The 18,407-nt window shown below is 36.2% G+C and carries 10 protein-coding genes and 1 CRISPR repeat array; all 10 genes read right to left on the minus strand.

From position 1 onward, the window contains the following. Positions 1 to 171: 171 nt before the first annotated feature. The 10 genes from istA to BI182_RS15530 all read right to left on the minus strand — a co-directional run bounded on the left by istA (position 172) and on the right by BI182_RS15530 (position 18,370). A complete protein-coding gene (gene istA / locus BI182_RS15485) occupies positions 172 to 900 on the minus strand; it encodes an IS21 family transposase (protein WP_286809195.1) in 729 nt (242 codons plus the stop codon). A gap of 204 nt (positions 901 to 1,104) precedes the next feature. Beyond that, positions 1,105 to 9,078: direct repeats of the CRISPR family, unit length 30 nt; unit sequence ATTTAAAAACATCTTATGTTATGGTTCAGC. Between the two features lie 172 nt (positions 9,079 to 9,250). Beyond that, entirely contained in the window at positions 9,251 to 9,535 is a 285-nt protein-coding gene (gene cas2, locus BI182_RS15490) for a CRISPR-associated endonuclease Cas2 (protein WP_286809197.1), read from the minus strand. 3 nt (positions 9,536 to 9,538) lie between these two features. Beyond that, positions 9,539 to 10,537: a type I-B CRISPR-associated endonuclease Cas1b gene (gene cas1b / locus BI182_RS15495; protein WP_286809199.1), complete on the minus strand. Its 999-nt coding sequence runs from the start codon at positions 10,535 to 10,537 to the stop codon at positions 9,539 to 9,541. 13 nt (positions 10,538 to 10,550) lie between these two features. Then, positions 10,551 to 11,045, minus strand: coding sequence for a CRISPR-associated protein Cas4 (locus BI182_RS15500; protein WP_286809201.1), 495 nt, complete (start codon positions 11,043 to 11,045; stop codon positions 10,551 to 10,553). Between the two features lie 12 nt (positions 11,046 to 11,057). After that, positions 11,058 to 13,706 carry a CRISPR-associated helicase Cas3' gene (gene cas3 / locus BI182_RS15505; protein ID WP_286809202.1) on the minus strand — a complete coding sequence of 883 codons (2,649 nt, stop codon included), beginning with the start codon at positions 13,704 to 13,706 and terminating at the stop codon, positions 11,058 to 11,060. Between the two features lie 9 nt (positions 13,707 to 13,715). Beyond that, entirely contained in the window at positions 13,716 to 14,471 is a 756-nt protein-coding gene (gene cas5b, locus BI182_RS15510) for a type I-B CRISPR-associated protein Cas5b (protein ID WP_286809203.1), read from the minus strand. A gap of 2 nt (positions 14,472 to 14,473) precedes the next feature. Next, a complete protein-coding gene (locus BI182_RS15515; RefSeq protein ID WP_286809205.1) occupies positions 14,474 to 15,463 on the minus strand; it encodes a type I CRISPR-associated protein Cas7 in 990 nt (329 codons plus the stop codon). Then, a complete protein-coding gene (locus BI182_RS15520; protein ID WP_286809207.1) occupies positions 15,411 to 17,171 on the minus strand; it encodes a type I-B CRISPR-associated protein Cas8b/Csh1 in 1,761 nt (586 codons plus the stop codon). Before BI182_RS15520 ends, BI182_RS15515 begins: the two co-directional genes overlap by 53 nt. Positions 17,172 to 17,182: 11 nt before the next feature. Then, entirely contained in the window at positions 17,183 to 17,875 is a 693-nt protein-coding gene (locus BI182_RS15525) for a CRISPR-associated endoribonuclease Cas6 (RefSeq protein ID WP_286809209.1), read from the minus strand. A 249-nt stretch (positions 17,876 to 18,124) separates the two neighbouring features. Continuing rightward, positions 18,125 to 18,370 (minus strand): type II toxin-antitoxin system Phd/YefM family antitoxin, encoded by a 246-nt coding sequence (locus tag BI182_RS15530; protein ID WP_286809210.1) that lies wholly within the window; start codon positions 18,368 to 18,370, stop codon positions 18,125 to 18,127. Positions 18,371 to 18,407 lie beyond the last annotated feature (37 nt).

Raw genomic sequence — 18,407 nt, forward strand, 5'->3', positions numbered from 1 at the left:
TCAAAAGTAGGATCGAGGCCGCAAGTAAAGAACTTGTTCCCGACGAGGAGGCAAAATGGGATAATAATAAAAATCTAAAACACTGGTTAAAAAGCTTTAATCAACAACGGTGATTATGTAAAGAAATATCACCTGCGTTTCCGTTATGCATGGGAATGAATAGCCCTTTCTTTACATAACGGAACGCTTAACATAACCTTTTTTACGTGGCCAGTAGCAGGGGCAGGCGTTTAGCTCTGTTCCCAGATGTTTTGCCATCATCAGTGCATGGGGATTATATCTCACTTCGTCTTCGGTTTTCGGATTATTCGTGATAACAAGTGCTTTGGGATTGTCGATCAGCAGTTCCAGTGTCACGCCACCAAGATCATCATACAATTCCTGAATTGCCTCATAGATTGCAGCGCCATCGACTTTAAGTGAAAAGCAGACCGCCTTTTTTCTCGATGCAGCCAGAATCATCGAAAAACAATAGACTTTCCGGTATCTGCCACCAACAACAACTTCGTATTCAGACCAGTCAAACTGCGCCTGATCACCTGGCGGACTTTCGTGTCTAACCGTAGCTTTATTACTGATGTGGTTGCCGACATCTTCATCCACCTTACGGAGAAACCGGTAAATGGGTCCACTACTTCCTTCATAACCCTTTTTCTTAAGTTCTCTGTATATCCTTGTCCCGTTAAAACAGTAGGGTTCGCACCTCCATTCAATGATCTGTTCTTTGTACTTGTCAATCTTAGATTCATATGCCGTTCGCTGATACTTTGGCGGTTCGGTTAACCCAAGCAGTTTTTTAACCGTATTTCTGGAAATGCCAAGAATCTCAGCTGTTGCACGTTTGGATTTAGTCTGCTTGTACACCTTCTGTACAGCTGCCCAGTCTTCCAAATCTTTCACCTCTTTTTTCCTCCTGCCTGCATAATTTTCATGCTGACAGGATTATAATTCTCTTTTTGAGGTGGGTCAATTCACAGTGTCAAATTTCTATGCTTCGGTGTCAATTAAACCAGGATCTTTCTTTCGAGGTGGGTCAATTTTAACCGTTAATGGTGGGTCAGTTTTAATTATAAATCAATACCTGCCGGATGACTTCAAGAAGATATTTAAAAACATCTTATGTTATGGTTCAGCTGGATCTACAATCTTTGTTTTCAAATAATCTAAAAACATTTAAAAACATCTTATGTTATGGTTCAGCGAAGCTTTAGAGGAAACTTGTTTTCCAATCCAAATATTTAAAAACATCTTATGTTATGGTTCAGCGTTGTTGGGGAAGATGCTTCTACCCGGCGAATTTGCATTTAAAAACATCTTATGTTATGGTTCAGCGGGGGCCTGAAGGAGAAATCTTTGAGCTTAACGCCAGATTTAAAAACATCTTATGTTATGGTTCAGCGTCTGTTTGAACAAGTTTTTGAGCACGTTCTTTTTTTATTTAAAAACATCTTATGTTATGGTTCAGCTGAATCCCGATAATTGATCTCGCACATAATTCCGCAATTTAAAAACATCTTATGTTATGGTTCAGCTTTATATTCTGCCAAATTCTAAAGCTGTAATTATATTTAAAAACATCTTATGTTATGGTTCAGCTGCCTTGGCTAATGTGGATCGCTGGGTTAACGGATTTAAAAACATCTTATGTTATGGTTCAGCGGCTTTGAAAATCTGCTTTATTTTGTGGATATCTACCATTTAAAAACATCTTATGTTATGGTTCAGCGCGTGGACGATCACCAACAATTGAAGAAGCTTACTAATTTAAAAACATCTTATGTTATGGTTCAGCAAAAAAGGACGTATGGCACGAGTTAATCAAAGACCTATTTAAAAACATCTTATGTTATGGTTCAGCACAACTCAGTATTTTGAAGGGGCGTAAGGCTGAACTATTTAAAAACATCTTATGTTATGGTTCAGCTTCAGGTACTCAGCGTGATCCGCTGCCCAATCAGCCATTTAAAAACATCTTATGTTATGGTTCAGCAAATCTGCCGGTCAACTTCTCTGGTAGTTTTTAATATTTAAAAACATCTTATGTTATGGTTCAGCATTCCAACAATAACTCCTAATGGGCCAGCCAACATATTTAAAAACATCTTATGTTATGGTTCAGCAACGGTTGTTTCCTTATAGGCGGGAAACACGCATGGATTTAAAAACATCTTATGTTATGGTTCAGCCTGTCGGCTTGCTTTTTTCCCGCTCATACTCACGTATTTAAAAACATCTTATGTTATGGTTCAGCGAGAACAGTTAAATCCATAACCGGCGCTGTCTTCGAATTTAAAAACATCTTATGTTATGGTTCAGCGATTCAAAAAGATCGTAGTCTGGATTGGTAATGACGAATTTAAAAACATCTTATGTTATGGTTCAGCTATTTTATTTTTGCTCGCTGTTATAGGCACTTCATTATTTAAAAACATCTTATGTTATGGTTCAGCCCAACCCGCCAAATATAAGCCAAAACTCGCCATGAAATTTAAAAACATCTTATGTTATGGTTCAGCTGAAAAATTAATAATAGAAACATCAGACACTAAACTATTTAAAAACATCTTATGTTATGGTTCAGCCTAAAGCAATTAGCATCAATATTCGAGGTATCTACATTTAAAAACATCTTATGTTATGGTTCAGCGCGGCGTTTTCGATGGATTGCGTTTACTTAATCAAATTTAAAAACATCTTATGTTATGGTTCAGCATGATGATGGTAATGTATCTACTCCAGTTGAAATAAATTTAAAAACATCTTATGTTATGGTTCAGCATAACCGATGCCGCACTGGCCGCCAAACCCGTCACCTATTTAAAAACATCTTATGTTATGGTTCAGCGTTCAGTCGAAATAACATTAATCAGATCACCAACCTATTTAAAAACATCTTATGTTATGGTTCAGCCTGGAAGAGTTGGAGGATTAAAATGTCTGAAGAACATTTAAAAACATCTTATGTTATGGTTCAGCCGATATTTGCCATTTCCTTAGCCTCCGATTTTCTTATTTAAAAACATCTTATGTTATGGTTCAGCGGCCATATCCGAGTCTGGTGATGAGTTTAATATAATATTTAAAAACATCTTATGTTATGGTTCAGCGGCCATATCCGAGTCTGGTGATGAGTTTAATATAATATTTAAAAACATCTTATGTTATGGTTCAGCGGTTGTGACCCTTAATAACTGTTCCGATGTAATCTTATTTAAAAACATCTTATGTTATGGTTCAGCGCAATACCGCTTTCGACAATTTCATCAAATTGATTCATTTAAAAACATCTTATGTTATGGTTCAGCGGCTCGGTTTGGGGGTTTTATTTTAGGGGGTGGAGGATTTAAAAACATCTTATGTTATGGTTCAGCGGCAGCTTGCAAATCTATAACAGCCGAACATTTTGTATTTAAAAACATCTTATGTTATGGTTCAGCCCCGTGATATCCCTGCCGCTAGTGCTGTATCGGCTGATTTAAAAACATCTTATGTTATGGTTCAGCGTATTAAAGCAGCAACGCCTAGTCGAATATAATGGATTTAAAAACATCTTATGTTATGGTTCAGCTAATCACACAGCCCTCAGCAATGGGGGCTTTTAATTATTTAAAAACATCTTATGTTATGGTTCAGCTTGGCAGCGGGAAAGTATTTTCGCCGGTTATAAACCATTTAAAAACATCTTATGTTATGGTTCAGCCATATGAAGCGTTCTTATAATCAAAATCCATCCCGATTTAAAAACATCTTATGTTATGGTTCAGCCGGGTTTCCTTGCTTTTCTTTTTCACATTGTGAACGATTTAAAAACATCTTATGTTATGGTTCAGCGGTGATCCAGTTGCTCCTGTTCTCAAAATACCATTATTTAAAAACATCTTATGTTATGGTTCAGCAAACCCAAACCTCATTCATGGCTGCAATGTTGGCAAATTTAAAAACATCTTATGTTATGGTTCAGCGCTGACATTTTTTAAAACTTCCTGCCAGATATCGATATTTAAAAACATCTTATGTTATGGTTCAGCGTGCCGCCACCAAAAGCTGCACTTACCCATGCCAAATTTAAAAACATCTTATGTTATGGTTCAGCAAGATCTCTTAAAATATTCGGACAGGTTTCCCAGGATTTAAAAACATCTTATGTTATGGTTCAGCTAACCGCTTTACAAACTACGTTTACTGGGGCTATTGAATTTAAAAACATCTTATGTTATGGTTCAGCGCTTTTCTTGGACGATTCAATACAATCCATTTCCCAAATTTAAAAACATCTTATGTTATGGTTCAGCTATCGGGGTAAGCGCTGCCAATATTGCCAATGTCGCATTTAAAAACATCTTATGTTATGGTTCAGCGGGTTTGGTTAATGTCTTTTTCCTTTGTTTCATTGGATTTAAAAACATCTTATGTTATGGTTCAGCTGTGTTGCCGGAAGCAAAAACAGCTTATGAATACATATTTAAAAACATCTTATGTTATGGTTCAGCGTGGAGGGAAAATGAAAAGAAAACCAAATTATCTCGATTTAAAAACATCTTATGTTATGGTTCAGCGTTGAGAGTGGAGGTGAATAAGAATGCCTGTTGAAATATTTAAAAACATCTTATGTTATGGTTCAGCCAGTGCGGCATCGGTTATTGCGATGGCCGGTTATTGATTTAAAAACATCTTATGTTATGGTTCAGCATCCGGAAAAAAGACAGTGATGAGATCGGTTTTATATTTAAAAACATCTTATGTTATGGTTCAGCACCTCAATACGTACTTATCATCATCGCTTACCATCATTTAAAAACATCTTATGTTATGGTTCAGCGGCAACATTACCTACATTGGCACCATCACCGGCAGATTTAAAAACATCTTATGTTATGGTTCAGCAAAAGTGAGGTGTTAAGGATGGGTCGACCAACAAAATTTAAAAACATCTTATGTTATGGTTCAGCGATGATACGGGTTGATCCGGTTGCCCGGGCATACCCATTTAAAAACATCTTATGTTATGGTTCAGCCAATTAATTTTGATAAGATAAAAAATCTAAACTCTGATTTAAAAACATCTTATGTTATGGTTCAGCGAGGTCGAACGGGGTTACTTGGCGGTTCCCGTAAAATTTAAAAACATCTTATGTTATGGTTCAGCTTTATGGATATAAAACACATTACCAAATCTTATTCATTTAAAAACATCTTATGTTATGGTTCAGCAGATTCACAGAAAAACTAATAATTGTACTCTGTATATTTAAAAACATCTTATGTTATGGTTCAGCCCGATCCTGGCGACTGAAAACTTCGAGGGTTATATATTTAAAAACATCTTATGTTATGGTTCAGCCGATAAATTCCTTTATAAATTCTTCGTCTTTTTCTGATTTAAAAACATCTTATGTTATGGTTCAGCGTTTTTGGATTATTTAAAAACTAAATTTATTTCTAAATTTAAAAACATCTTATGTTATGGTTCAGCTAAACCAAAGCATAGTCTTTGGTTTTTTTTTAGCGAATTTAAAAACATCTTATGTTATGGTTCAGCTCAATAGTATTAATTATATCGCCAGTTGATTTATAATATTTAAAAACATCTTATGTTATGGTTCAGCGTCGTACTACTCGCATCGATGTGGGCAAACGTCAATTTAAAAACATCTTATGTTATGGTTCAGCGTCGTTTGGGCATCGACGATAAAACTTGAAAACATATTTAAAAACATCTTATGTTATGGTTCAGCGGATTAAAGGTCAGTGTCATTTGATAACCAATCTTATTTAAAAACATCTTATGTTATGGTTCAGCGGCTCGCCACCGATTATTTTAAAAGCATCCTCAACATTTAAAAACATCTTATGTTATGGTTCAGCCGAGTTGCCAGACTTCAAAGCAATCAAAAACTACACATTTAAAAACATCTTATGTTATGGTTCAGCCGCTCAAGAAACGCCATCCCAGGCAGAGCTTGGCATATTTAAAAACATCTTATGTTATGGTTCAGCTTCGGTGCAATCTACAATGCTTTCGTACTCACTGCAATTTAAAAACATCTTATGTTATGGTTCAGCTCATTTACCGTTCCCTCCGCTTGATTACAATAATCATTTAAAAACATCTTATGTTATGGTTCAGCGATAAAATCAAATGGATTACGGAGGAAAAATAAAAATTTAAAAACATCTTATGTTATGGTTCAGCATAATTTTTCTATTCCTTCTACTGCATTTCAAACATATTTAAAAACATCTTATGTTATGGTTCAGCAACGTTGCGGGATTTGAAGAATCTCGAAGTTAAGTATTTAAAAACATCTTATGTTATGGTTCAGCGAAGATGATGCTGCGGATGCAGTCAAGGCGATGTAATTTAAAAACATCTTATGTTATGGTTCAGCTTTTGCGACATTGTAAATATAATGCTCGCCTACAAATTTAAAAACATCTTATGTTATGGTTCAGCGACCACCCGTTTTTCGCTCATGATCAGATCAGCAAATTTAAAAACATCTTATGTTATGGTTCAGCCAAGTATCGACGCCGGTACATCGCCCGTTTTTATTAATTTAAAAACATCTTATGTTATGGTTCAGCTCTTTGTCTTCAGCCCAAAACAGTCAATCATTGCTCATTTAAAAACATCTTATGTTATGGTTCAGCCATCATTATCCGTCGAGAACGCCACACCATCAGTGTATTTAAAAACATCTTATGTTATGGTTCAGCTTTTCTTGACACTTTTTTGATATCGAGATTGCTATATTTAAAAACATCTTATGTTATGGTTCAGCGAAAGAATTGGAAAAGGCATCAACGCTCTACCACGTATTTAAAAACATCTTATGTTATGGTTCAGCACGGAATCTACAGACCTGTTGAAACGAATGCAAAAAATTTAAAAACATCTTATGTTATGGTTCAGCAGGGGGTGCTCAGTGGCAGTTAGTTATATGCAGCCGATTTAAAAACATCTTATGTTATGGTTCAGCTCCATACTCACGGATGGCTGTCACGGCCCGGATCAGATTTAAAAACATCTTATGTTATGGTTCAGCTAGATTTTACATCACTACCGATGACGGCAAAAAGCTATTTAAAAACATCTTATGTTATGGTTCAGCGCCGTTTGCATTGTTTGACTGATCGATTCAAAAGCATTTAAAAACATCTTATGTTATGGTTCAGCCAAAATAGTATAAATACAACAAATCATGTATATTCATTTAAAAACATCTTATGTTATGGTTCAGCTGCTTTTGAACTTGCTGGAAAGCTGCCCCGGCATTTATTTAAAAACATCTTATGTTATGGTTCAGCTTACCCTGTGGGACGTTATGGCGAAGCGGTTTGGGCATTTAAAAACATCTTATGTTATGGTTCAGCCGAGCAAAAAGGGGCTGACGGAACGCTGATAATCAGATTTAAAAACATCTTATGTTATGGTTCAGCCTCAACTGGAATGATCCGACTGATGTAACTATTACATTTAAAAACATCTTATGTTATGGTTCAGCTCGCTTGTCAACGTCCCAACTGTTGCCAATATAATATTTAAAAACATCTTATGTTATGGTTCAGCGGGTTGTTGCAGAAATCAGAAAGCGTGGATAAAGAATTTAAAAACATCTTATGTTATGGTTCAGCCGTCAACCACTCGTAAACCATGCTGCGCAGCAGTGCATTTAAAAACATCTTATGTTATGGTTCAGCCGAGATTGCTATTGATGGAATTTTTATTCTCAATATATTTAAAAACATCTTATGTTATGGTTCAGCTGCCTTAGTGTCGTAATTCTCAAAGGCTTTCAAGGATTTAAAAACATCTTATGTTATGGTTCAGCATCAAAGAAGCATTAATTCAAGATGATCGGATTACATTTAAAAACATCTTATGTTATGGTTCAGCTTATTGCTCAGGGGCGGGAAACCGTCCCTATTTATTATTTAAAAACATCTTATGTTATGGTTCAGCCCATCAGCTGAAAAGTTCGAAAGCTGGGTATTCGAATTTAAAAACATCTTATGTTATGGTTCAGCATATCGTTACCGATCTGATCCAATACCCGGATTGACATTTAAAAACATCTTATGTTATGGTTCAGCGGCAAATTTCGCACAAAAAGCCGATGGATCGGCCAGATTTAAAAACATCTTATGTTATGGTTCAGCTTGTCGCCTAAAACGTCAGTGATCCGCTTATTTGCATTTAAAAACATCTTATGTTATGGTTCAGCGCGTGGCGCTGAAATTCATGTATTCCCTGCTGGAACATTTAAAAACATCTTATGTTATGGTTCAGCGGCAAGCGGCAACAGTGATTATGAATAATCAGTTTATATTTAAAAACATCTTATGTTATGGTTCAGCGGTGATCCTCGGATATCCTGCCAATCACGCAAAAAATTTAAAAACATCTTATGTTATGGTTCAGCCCCAAAAGATCGGCAGAAACTGGGTGATTGACGCATTTAAAAACATCTTATGTTATGGTTCAGCCTGTCCATAGCCCGTTAGCCGATGATGCACCGTTGCATTTAAAAACATCTTATGTTATGGTTCAGCCGTTACGCTCTGATACGGAATGGTCAAGGTCTTTAGATTTAAAAACATCTTATGTTATGGTTCAGCTGTCATCCTTATTCTAGCTGGGAACGTGGCTCCAAATTTAAAAACATCTTATGTTATGGTTCAGCTAAAAAGCGATGCAACGAAAACGCCAATAGATGTAAATTTAAAAACATCTTATGTTATGGTTCAGCTGTCTTCGTAGCTGCCGCCGTCTGTTACTGTATTCTATTTAAAAACATCTTATGTTATGGTTCAGCTCACTGTCTACCGTGTCAGATACCAAGATTCCAGAATTTAAAAACATCTTATGTTATGGTTCAGCGGTAACCTACGGAACCCTGATTGGAGGAATGGCCATATTTAAAAACATCTTATGTTATGGTTCAGCTATAGGCGTTGTTGTTGTTCAATGCCCCGGACGAATATTTAAAAACATCTTATGTTATGGTTCAGCGGCCATTCCTTACCCAGGCGGCCCAGGCTAAGTTTATTTAAAAACATCTTATGTTATGGTTCAGCTATAGTAAAATTGCTAAAAAAATAATAATGGAGTTGATTGAATCCCTAAATCATGGCATTATAGAAAAAATTACCAGCTTCTTTTAAGAAAGTTGAAATAAAGGCTGGCGCTCTATAGAAACCCCATTAATTAAGGAAATTTTAATAAAAAATATAAAAAACGCCTGGTAAATTAAAGAAATAGATTTTCAGCAGATTGGAAATTACCTAAAGTTTCTTCTTCAAAAACATCGCCATTAATCAATTTAATTATACACACAAAATCCTCGTCGCCAACAATAATATTTTTTAATTCCTGACGAAGTTGAATGAGTTTAGAAGGTGTAATTGCACCGCGAAAAACAGATTTTTGGTAATGGACTAAATATTTTTTGCAAATTTTAAAAACTTTGTTCACACGTTTTTCGTTAATGTCATAGAATACGAAGGCATAGTTATAATTAAGCGATTTTCCCATGAGTTATTGTTTCTCCTTACTATTGAACGGAATAAATGATTTGTCTTCGAGGATATCCTTGATTAGTTTATAACAATCTAATTTGATGGCGGTTCGATAACTAATCTTTCGTTTGAGTTTGGGATGCTGAAAGACACTTTCAAGTCGTTCTTCGAAAGCGCCAATAAATATTTTGCGGCCATCTTCATTGAGGATACAATAATTCAGTTTCTTCTCAAAGTGTTTATCAACTTGAAGGCGACGATTATTCACAAGATCAAAGATCGTTTTAAAAACAATCACGGGTTTAAAAACTTCGCATAAATCGAGACTCAAAGAAAACCGACCTTCTGATGGCTCGTGAAGAAAACTAATACGCTGATCCAAATGTGTCTGGTAAATCACAGATATTGTCTTGGAATAGAGTAAACTGTTGCCAAAAGAAATCAAAGCATTGATTGGATTATCCGGAGGACGCTTGACACGTCTATTCATTATAAAATCCTCAGGTAAGAAATATTTAAAGCATGAATAAAATCGCTGCCACAATTCCCCTTCAATTTGTAAAATTTGTTTAATGTTGTATGCATTAGATAAATTTAACGGTAACTCCTTTCGAATCCAGTCAATGGTTGGTTTTACATCTTTCTTCTCATGTTTATAATAATGATAGAGAAGTTCATCAATATTGTCTGCGATACCCGAAATAATTGCCTTAGCAATATCGAGACGCTTATTTATTGAAGCGTTTACTTGAGCAACCAGCAAACGGCCGCTGATCAAAGTTTCTTTAGGATAAAAGGTGCCACTATAGCCCTCATGATAGTTGAAAAAATGGATAATGACGTTGTTTTTTGAGAGAAAATCAAGAAGTTTTGTATTGAGGCTTACTTCAGACAGGCAATAAAGTTCCCGGATCCCTTCAATAGGAATATAAGTATTTCGTCCATCCACACGAAAGCAGAGTGAATTATCCTTTCTGGTCAATTCACCCATCGATGTTAGATATCGGGTATGTCCCATAAGAAACCTCCTTTTAGATACAGCAATAAGTGTAATAAGCGCACTTGCTACACTTCCGATTAATAACAACAGCCGGTGGTGCCGGTTTGATTAACAGTTCAACAATTGCCGCTTCAATAACTGATAGCTTTTGAATGTTTTCATCGTCCAAATCTACATAATATATTTTGCGGTCGCTTTTATTTTTTTCAATGAATTCGATTTTCCCCTGGCGTTCAATTCCTTTGTTCTTTAGAACGTTGAGATAAAAAAGAACTTGCCACTTGACGGCTTCATAGTCAGCATCCGATTTTTTGATCTCAACCAAGTAATCTCTGGTAATCTTATCAATTTTGATATTTTCAACAGCGATTTCCGTTTGGGCACTTTCTGCAGCTTTAACCTCATGCAGTGCTTTTCCAATTTTAACATCCTCGCTGTTGTCTTCCAGATTGATCCGATTACCATGAAGCCAGCATTGCCGTTTGCAGTGAATATAATAATTCACCAGAGTACCAGTTATTCTCATGAGCTAACTCCTTTACAAAAAAAGATTATTTTCATGATATTCACGAAATGCATTTCGATCAAATTTGCCATTGGGGAAAAACGTTTCATCACGTACACATCGATAAAGATCACCGATCTGACCTTGATAAGCAAAAGAATATTTTGGCATGGGAATCTGATAAATAAAATAATCCATTTTCTCCGAAAAATTAGATAATCGCACTCGTTTTTCGGCATAGTCCATGGAATTGTCTTTCAGTAAATCAATATAGTCATCCCAAAGGGCACTGCTATCAATAAGAATCCCATCAATTTCGACAGCTTCACCACAAATGAACAAAGAAATTTCCTGGCGTTCATCATCGATAAGCTTCATGTGCTTCTGGAGCTGGAAATAATCAAAATTCCATAAGGTTTCCCGGGCAAAATTTTCAATATTTAACACATTGTAAGCCTGTTTGGATGTATTGATTTCTTTGAGAATGATATCATAAAAGGCAGCAAAATTTTTGTTCTCAAGCAGACTCCACATGGCTTGATCCTGAATCGTGAGGTGCTCCTGTTTTCTGAAATCGTTGTGGTATAAAAGATCGGCAGGATCATAGTTGAAAAAGAAAACCTTGGCACCTTTCTTTTTACAGGAGCGATTAATACGGCCAAGGAACTGTTCTTCTGCATCAAAAAGCGAAATGTCTTTAAAACCCATATCCATATCGATGTCAACGCCAGCTTCAATCACCTGAGTGGCAACCAGAATCAAATTTTTTCCGGTTCGTACCTTTTCAATAATCCGCTTTCTTTCCGCCTTATTATCGTCGCCAGTCATGCATAAAACTTCACGGTTGATACCTTGTGATATGAGTTTGTTATTTAATCGCGTAAAAAAATCTAAGGCTGTCGATTTCTTGATAAATTCAACAAGGATTTTGTTGTCAAAACCAACAAAATCGGGATTGTTTTCGAGTGTGATGCTGGTTTCAATTATTTTGTCTAAAAGCTTATCAAGAATGGACTCCCGATTATATTTTAACAGTGAGAAATCTAAACTTACGCGGTCTTTAAAGAGCGGGTGCTGGTAGTACCGTTGCGGATCTTTAATGAGTCTTGGCATAGGGAGAGCATCTTTTAAACTAAGTTGTCCCAGATCTGGCAAGGTCGCGGACATGATGATGATGCGCATATTTAAAAGTTGGGCATAATCCTGAAGAAATAGGATAATCTCTTTCCAAAGATGGTTCGGATAACTTTGTATTTCGTCCAGAATAATAACGCTGTTGGCAAGATGTGCCAAGGGAAAGACAGATTCCCGGTCGGTACCAAAAAGGGTGTTAAAGAAATTGACATGGGTGGTCAGAACGATTGGATAGTGCAGAAATTGCCGTGCTAAAAGAGATTGCTCATAATCAGTGCATCGATTTTCTATGTCAGGATGTCGTTGTGCTGCGGATGTATACAACTCGCCATCTGGATAATCATCGCTGGAAGTTGTCAATGATTTAATGGAAGTAATACCATTAACCACAGTGATATCATCAGCAATGGATGGGTCAGCATTGAAAGTATTTACTAAACTGCTCTTGGTTTGCTCGACCAGCGTATTAAAAGGAAAAACATAGGTGATTTTATTGAGTCTCGAATCGGATTCCAATAGTTTTAGGGCAAGATTGATAGAGGTATTGGTTTTACCGCTTCCGGTGGGGGCTTCAAAAAAGAAAAGTGATTCATTGGGATTTTTCAGCAGGTTTTCTTCGGCCTCTAAGAAAAGTTCGCTGCGTAAGGTGTTAATATCCTCTTTTTCAAAAGGACTGCCAGTAGGACAATTTTTACTTAACTGATGTTTGTGGATGTTTTGAGTAATGGGCGATTGATTAAATGCCATTTGATAGTTGCGAATATCCTTGATTGTGCCAAAATTTTGAATGGACCCGTTCATGAAATCGGAGGTGGCATAGAAATCGCAGGAAACCAGAAGGCCGAATAGAAATCGACCATAGATGATCCAGGGGATTGACTGCCATAGTTCATTTCTTTTTAGTCCGGTTAGGATCTTATAGTAAGATTGCTCAATAATCCCCGGTTTGTTTATGGCGCTACCAAATGATTCCAGATACAAAATACAATCATGGGGTTTTTCCTTGGCTAAATCTCGACTGATTTCTTCCAGAAATTTTGGGAAACTACTGAGATAACCATGATGCTTGCTAATGATATAGGAATTAAAGACCAAGGTAAAAAACAGAAGATGCTGCTCTTTTCCTTTAAAAGAAAGCACTTTATTGAGATAGTGATTTGTATAAATAAGTGCTGAAAAGTAAGAATGATTGGTGTTTTTTGAGAGGGTAGTCTGATGGGCATGGTTATTCATTTTCTGGCACTGGAAATTTGGATTAGTTTTCCCCAGGTCATGGGTATAGATGGTATTGTAAAGAAGTTCCTTCCACAAGGCTTTGGCTGGATCTGATAAATCGCCGACCAGTCGGTCTTCGAAATGATGAAAAATTGGGTTTAAATTCTTTTCCGCACAAAGTTTGTCAAAATAGCTCATGGTCAGGTTCATGTGTTCTTCTAATAACTCGGATTTAATATTTCCATGCACATCTTTGCTAAGATGCGCATGGAACGGAGTAGCAGTATTAAAATGCTCTTCAAAATTAAAGAGTGGAATTTGATCAAAATACATGGCAGTCTCCTAAAAAAAGATAAGATTTGTTTTGTTGGCATGGTGTAAGGTTGTCGTTTCCGATAATTTTACCGGAATATTGGTGTAAATAAATGGGATGGTCTGATACTGATTGGAATAGGAATCAATTGTCAGTGGCAGTCGTTCTTCATATTTAAAATCAAGTTCGTCAATATCATCTGAAAACAAATCATCTTGAGGAACCAGAGTACCGGATAATTTAGGGAAAAGGCTGTGGATGCGAACGGGTGAATCTGGTGATAGAATCTCGAGTGGGTCAACCGTGATTTCTTCGATATTTGCGTAGTGATCATTTTTCCCAAGGTAGGGGAGATAGACGAAACGTTTTTCGAGGAGTCGATTTTTTAAATCTTGAAGTAATAAGTCTGCTTCTAAATTTTCTAATAACAAATAAATTTGCCAGGTTGGTTTTTCTAACCATTGCTCCTTAACAATCAGATTGCCACCCTCTTCTTTAGACGCATAGCCAACAGAATTATTGAAAACTTGTACTTTTTTAGGAATATAACCTTCTTCATTTAAAGGTTGAATGGCAACTTTTAAATGCTGCAGCTGGTCATAGAATTGAGGATAAATATCTGATTTTTGTTGTTGGTTATAACCATCTAATCCTAGAATTCCACCTAAAATTCCTAATAATGCGATTTTATGAATATGGCCATAGGTATAATATTGATAAGTATTGACATCCGGCTGCTTGAAAAAACCGGTTTCGCCGCTAAGCTTAAAGGTGAGTGTCTCCATTTTTATACCTCGGCTTTGGTAAAGATATTAAAGAGCTTGACTTTGTTTAATTCTCCTTCAAGAATAGTCGTATAGGGATTATAATAAATTTCCACCGATTGAATGCGGTTTTCAAGACTGTTGATCAAATCAGTTATGCCTAATTGAATGATATCTTTGCTGTCTGGATTTTTTTCAAAAGTAATATATTGGGCCAGGTCCGGCAAATAAAGTTCGGGCTCCGTTTCAATAAAAAGCGCAAATTCGTTTTCACAGCCAACCTTGGCATTGGTGTTATACGAAGTAGCAGCAATGGATGCCGCAGTTTTAAATTTTTCATAATCTTCCTGAGTATAACCTTCGGTAACACCCATTTGAATGAAGTTTTTATAAACACTAGGATTAATAGCAAAACCATAAAAATAGTGGGCTTCATTGCTGACGATTTTTGTTCCCAAAGTGGATTGTTCAGCTTCGTCTTTAGTGCTGTCTCTAAAGGGCGAAAGAATCTGTTGTTCTTCAACATTATGACCGTTATATTTATTAAAACCTTGAGTAATCTGAACAGCACCGGTAATTGAAAGGTTATTTCCCTCTTCCGCAAAAGTAGCACCGAAGTTTTTTATATCAATGGCGGTGAAAAGATTTTTAAGAACTGTAATATTATCTCGTTCGTCTTTGAGATTTTGAACATTAAAAACTTCTTCATAGCGTTCTTTCAATGATTTCGGACGAACTTTTATTGCGTCAGACTCGCCCTTTTTTTTAACAATGTCAGTTTTGAAAGACTTAAGATACACAACTTTTTCATTTTGATCTTCCCACATTCGTTTGATTGGGTATTTTAATGCTTTATCGCTTCCGAAAACCTCTCCGGTAGAAATGGATTTAGGGAACCCGGTAAAATCCGCATTCCAATTTGCCATCACCGATTTAATCCCGAGAACGCCGTAAATTCGCTTATTCAACATTAGTTTTTTCCTCCTGTGTTTTTGTTTCTTTGTTGGATTCATAAAGTAGGTTTGGACTTAAATAACCAGCAATCAATGTAACTGAATCGATAGGACTATCAGGAATATATGAAAAAATCATACTTTGAAGATTACCAAAGCGTCGGCTCGGTTGGATTGCATAATTGTATTTCAAAAAAAGCCGTTTAATTAAGTCTTTTAATTTTTCATCCGTTTTACAATTGATAACAGGATTAATTGTTGAGTATACGGGTTGGTTAGATTTGGTTTTGGATAGATAAAAGTTCGTAATCTGTCCAACGGCATAGAAATATTCCAGATCGCTTTCAATGGAATGATCGCCAGTACTGTTTATCTTTTTACGCAATACCTTTCTAATTGGATTCAACTGATCTGCCATGCTTTTTCCTCCTTTAAAATAAGTGATAAATCCGTCACGAACATTGAATTGTTCAATGGCTTTAATAAAATGACCGTTACTGATCGAGTTTTTAATCAGTTCATGTGAGCTTTTGGGGAAGAGGTTTTTAATTGTCCGGGAATCTCCCTTATAAAACCAGGTAAAAAAACCGTTTCGACACCGTAAAAGCTCTTCTTTGACTCTGAAATCATTTAGCCTGATATCGCCAGCCTCTGTAAAATAATTTGTGGTTAAGAATTTTCTAAAGAAGGTTGAATTAATGAGATGTTCAACACTTTTTAAATTAAGATTGTCCTCGTAGGTTAGGTCGGAATGGGCATCCTTGGGAATAGGGATAGCCTGATGAATGACAAAGTGATCAAGATCTGGTGAATAGCCGGCTATTAAATCGTAATCCCGTATTTCCAGCTCTTTGCCTTTTTGGATTCTTAGAAAATAACCATTAAAATTCTTGGAGTGAGCCTGGCTGCTTTCATAAGGATAGATGGGGTCTGGATCATCGCTATCGGTGCTGAAATACACATTTGTTTTTCCCTGGTTGGCATAATTATACAAGTAGTCGAAGAACTTTTTTTGAATATAAACATCATTAGTAGAAAGTAGATAAGGGACTTTGCTTTTGATGCGGGTTTTATTCTCAAGATATGGTTTTTTGGCGTTCATTCCCATGTTGTTGTTGGGAAGACCAAAGATCTGGTTATTAATTAAAATGTTGTAATCGGTGGTGTTATAAATATTTGGCAGGAAGTAACGTTGACTTTCCTGGTGATACAGATTCAAATCGGCCAGAAAAAAGATTTTTAAATAAGTTTTATCAAATTTGATTTGGGGATCGTCAATGAATGAAAAAATGTGCTCGGTGATCCAGGTTTTGCAAAACTCGAGTATTTGAAGGTCAGGAGAGCCAATTGATGTTTCAAGGTCATCATAAAGTTCAAGGCTTTTTTTTGTATACTTGAGTCGTGGATTTTTTAGAATGGCATAGTAGTTGTTGACAATGTCTAAACTAAGTTTGGCATTGCCGGTATTGTCAGGTTGCAAATTGTCTTTTTTTATCCAGAAACTTAAATAGTTATTGCTGTGAATCACTTTTTTTCCATCAATGGGCTTGTTCATATCCAATAATTTTGACAAATAATCACGTTCAATAAAATCATCAAACCCAATTCGTTCAAACTTATTTCTAACCACATCTTTTTGATCAATGATTTGGCCGTCCATATCAACCAGGATATAGGTACCGGGATCAAGCGTATAATTGTCCGTAATCAAAGCATCGCCAGCTGAAGAATATTTTCGCTCAAAAATATCAATGCAATCTTTTAGCATAGTAACACCTCCTAGGCGAATTTATAACCACAGAAACCAAAGCCGCGGGAGCTGGCTTCTAATAACCCACAACCCAAGGCCGTATAGGCAAGCTTTTGGGCGGATGGATTGGGTTCAACCATGAGAGTTATCTTGTCGCCCAAAAGCTTGATGTTTTTATAGGGGACAGCGATTGGCTTATGGTTATCGAATTTAATGTGAGAAAAAAAAGGGAAGTCTTCATCGATTTTTGTATGGGTAATATGGTTATATTTCTTAACTAAATTTGTTTTTAGTCGCTTTTCAAAAGTATCAAGATCCATAACAGTTCGCCAATAACCTTGATCGGTCTTAAGTATGCATGGAGTAAGGGTATAGATTTTTGTGAGTTGAACTTGGGGTAGTGTTTTGGATTGGATGGTGAGGACTTTTAGAAATGGGGTATGAGCGTTTTGTAGGATCAACATAAATAAATGTCCGAGTTCTTCATTGACAGTTCGGAGGGTGAAGGAATAGATGTTACCTTCACGATAGATTTTTTTTGCCTCCACAGGGATAAAACCAGCAAATGAATAGCCCTTAAACTGATTTGCTTCATGCCATGATGACCACGTGATATCGTTTTCAAAACAGGTATCAATAAGTTCACACTGCTTCTGCATCAATTGGGCGATAGAAATGTCTTTTAACACATAGACTTTTACGTCATAGGATAATATTTTCATTCTGCACCTCCTTTGTAAGAATAATACACCCGAAAAATACATCTGTCAACGGTTTTATCCAACTAATTACATATGATGATACAATCTAATTGCATATTTGAAAAAAATCTAAATAAAAACGACATCGCATGTTGAGGTTCGGCAGGTTATCAAATGGTTGGTCATCTAATAACATAATTTAAATACAAAGAATCTGTTGTGGTTCGAAGATTGATTATACCCGAATTTTTTAAAACTGTATATAAGAATTTATGATTTTACCAATTCCTCAAAGGCGACCTGATGTTTGGATAGTATTCTTCTGGCAATGGTATTCACTTCCTTATCATCACTGCATACTTCTTTTTGAAACTGACTAAATTCAATTAAAACGTATCGCGGGGTATTATTTTTTAAAATTATCGCAGCGCCATTCTCATCGACCAGACGGGCGACTTTGGAAAAATTTTGGTTTGCTTCGGAAATTGAAACCAAGTTTTTAGTATCGATCTGCATTTTAAACACCTCACCTTATCTTATCGCAACCAATTAT

This window comes from Acetobacterium sp. MES1 (assembly GCF_002237635.1).
Taxonomy (GTDB): Bacteria; Bacillota; Clostridia; order Eubacteriales; family Eubacteriaceae; genus Acetobacterium; species Acetobacterium wieringae.

What these genes read in the sequence shown, in the direction of transcription:
- cas3 (WP_286809202.1), bottom strand. Translation starts at nt 13,706, where the DNA reads ATGTATTTTGATCAAATTCCACTCTTTAATTTTGAAGAGCATTTTAAT.
- BI182_RS15525 (WP_286809209.1), bottom strand. Translation starts at nt 17,875, where the DNA reads ATGAAAATATTATCCTATGACGTAAAAGTCTATGTGTTAAAAGACATT.
- BI182_RS15500 (WP_286809201.1), bottom strand. Translation starts at nt 11,045, where the DNA reads ATGAGAATAACTGGTACTCTGGTGAATTATTATATTCACTGCAAACGG.
- cas5b (WP_286809203.1), bottom strand. Translation starts at nt 14,471, where the DNA reads ATGGAGACACTCACCTTTAAGCTTAGCGGCGAAACCGGTTTTTTCAAG.
- BI182_RS15520 (WP_286809207.1), bottom strand. Translation starts at nt 17,171, where the DNA reads ATGCTAAAAGATTGCATTGATATTTTTGAGCGAAAATATTCTTCAGCT.
- BI182_RS15515 (WP_286809205.1), bottom strand. Translation starts at nt 15,463, where the DNA reads ATGAATCCAACAAAGAAACAAAAACACAGGAGGAAAAAACTAATGTTG.
- cas1b (WP_286809199.1), bottom strand. Translation starts at nt 10,537, where the DNA reads ATGGGACATACCCGATATCTAACATCGATGGGTGAATTGACCAGAAAG.
- cas2 (WP_286809197.1), bottom strand. Translation starts at nt 9,535, where the DNA reads ATGGGAAAATCGCTTAATTATAACTATGCCTTCGTATTCTATGACATT.
- BI182_RS15530 (WP_286809210.1), bottom strand. Translation starts at nt 18,370, where the DNA reads ATGCAGATCGATACTAAAAACTTGGTTTCAATTTCCGAAGCAAACCAA.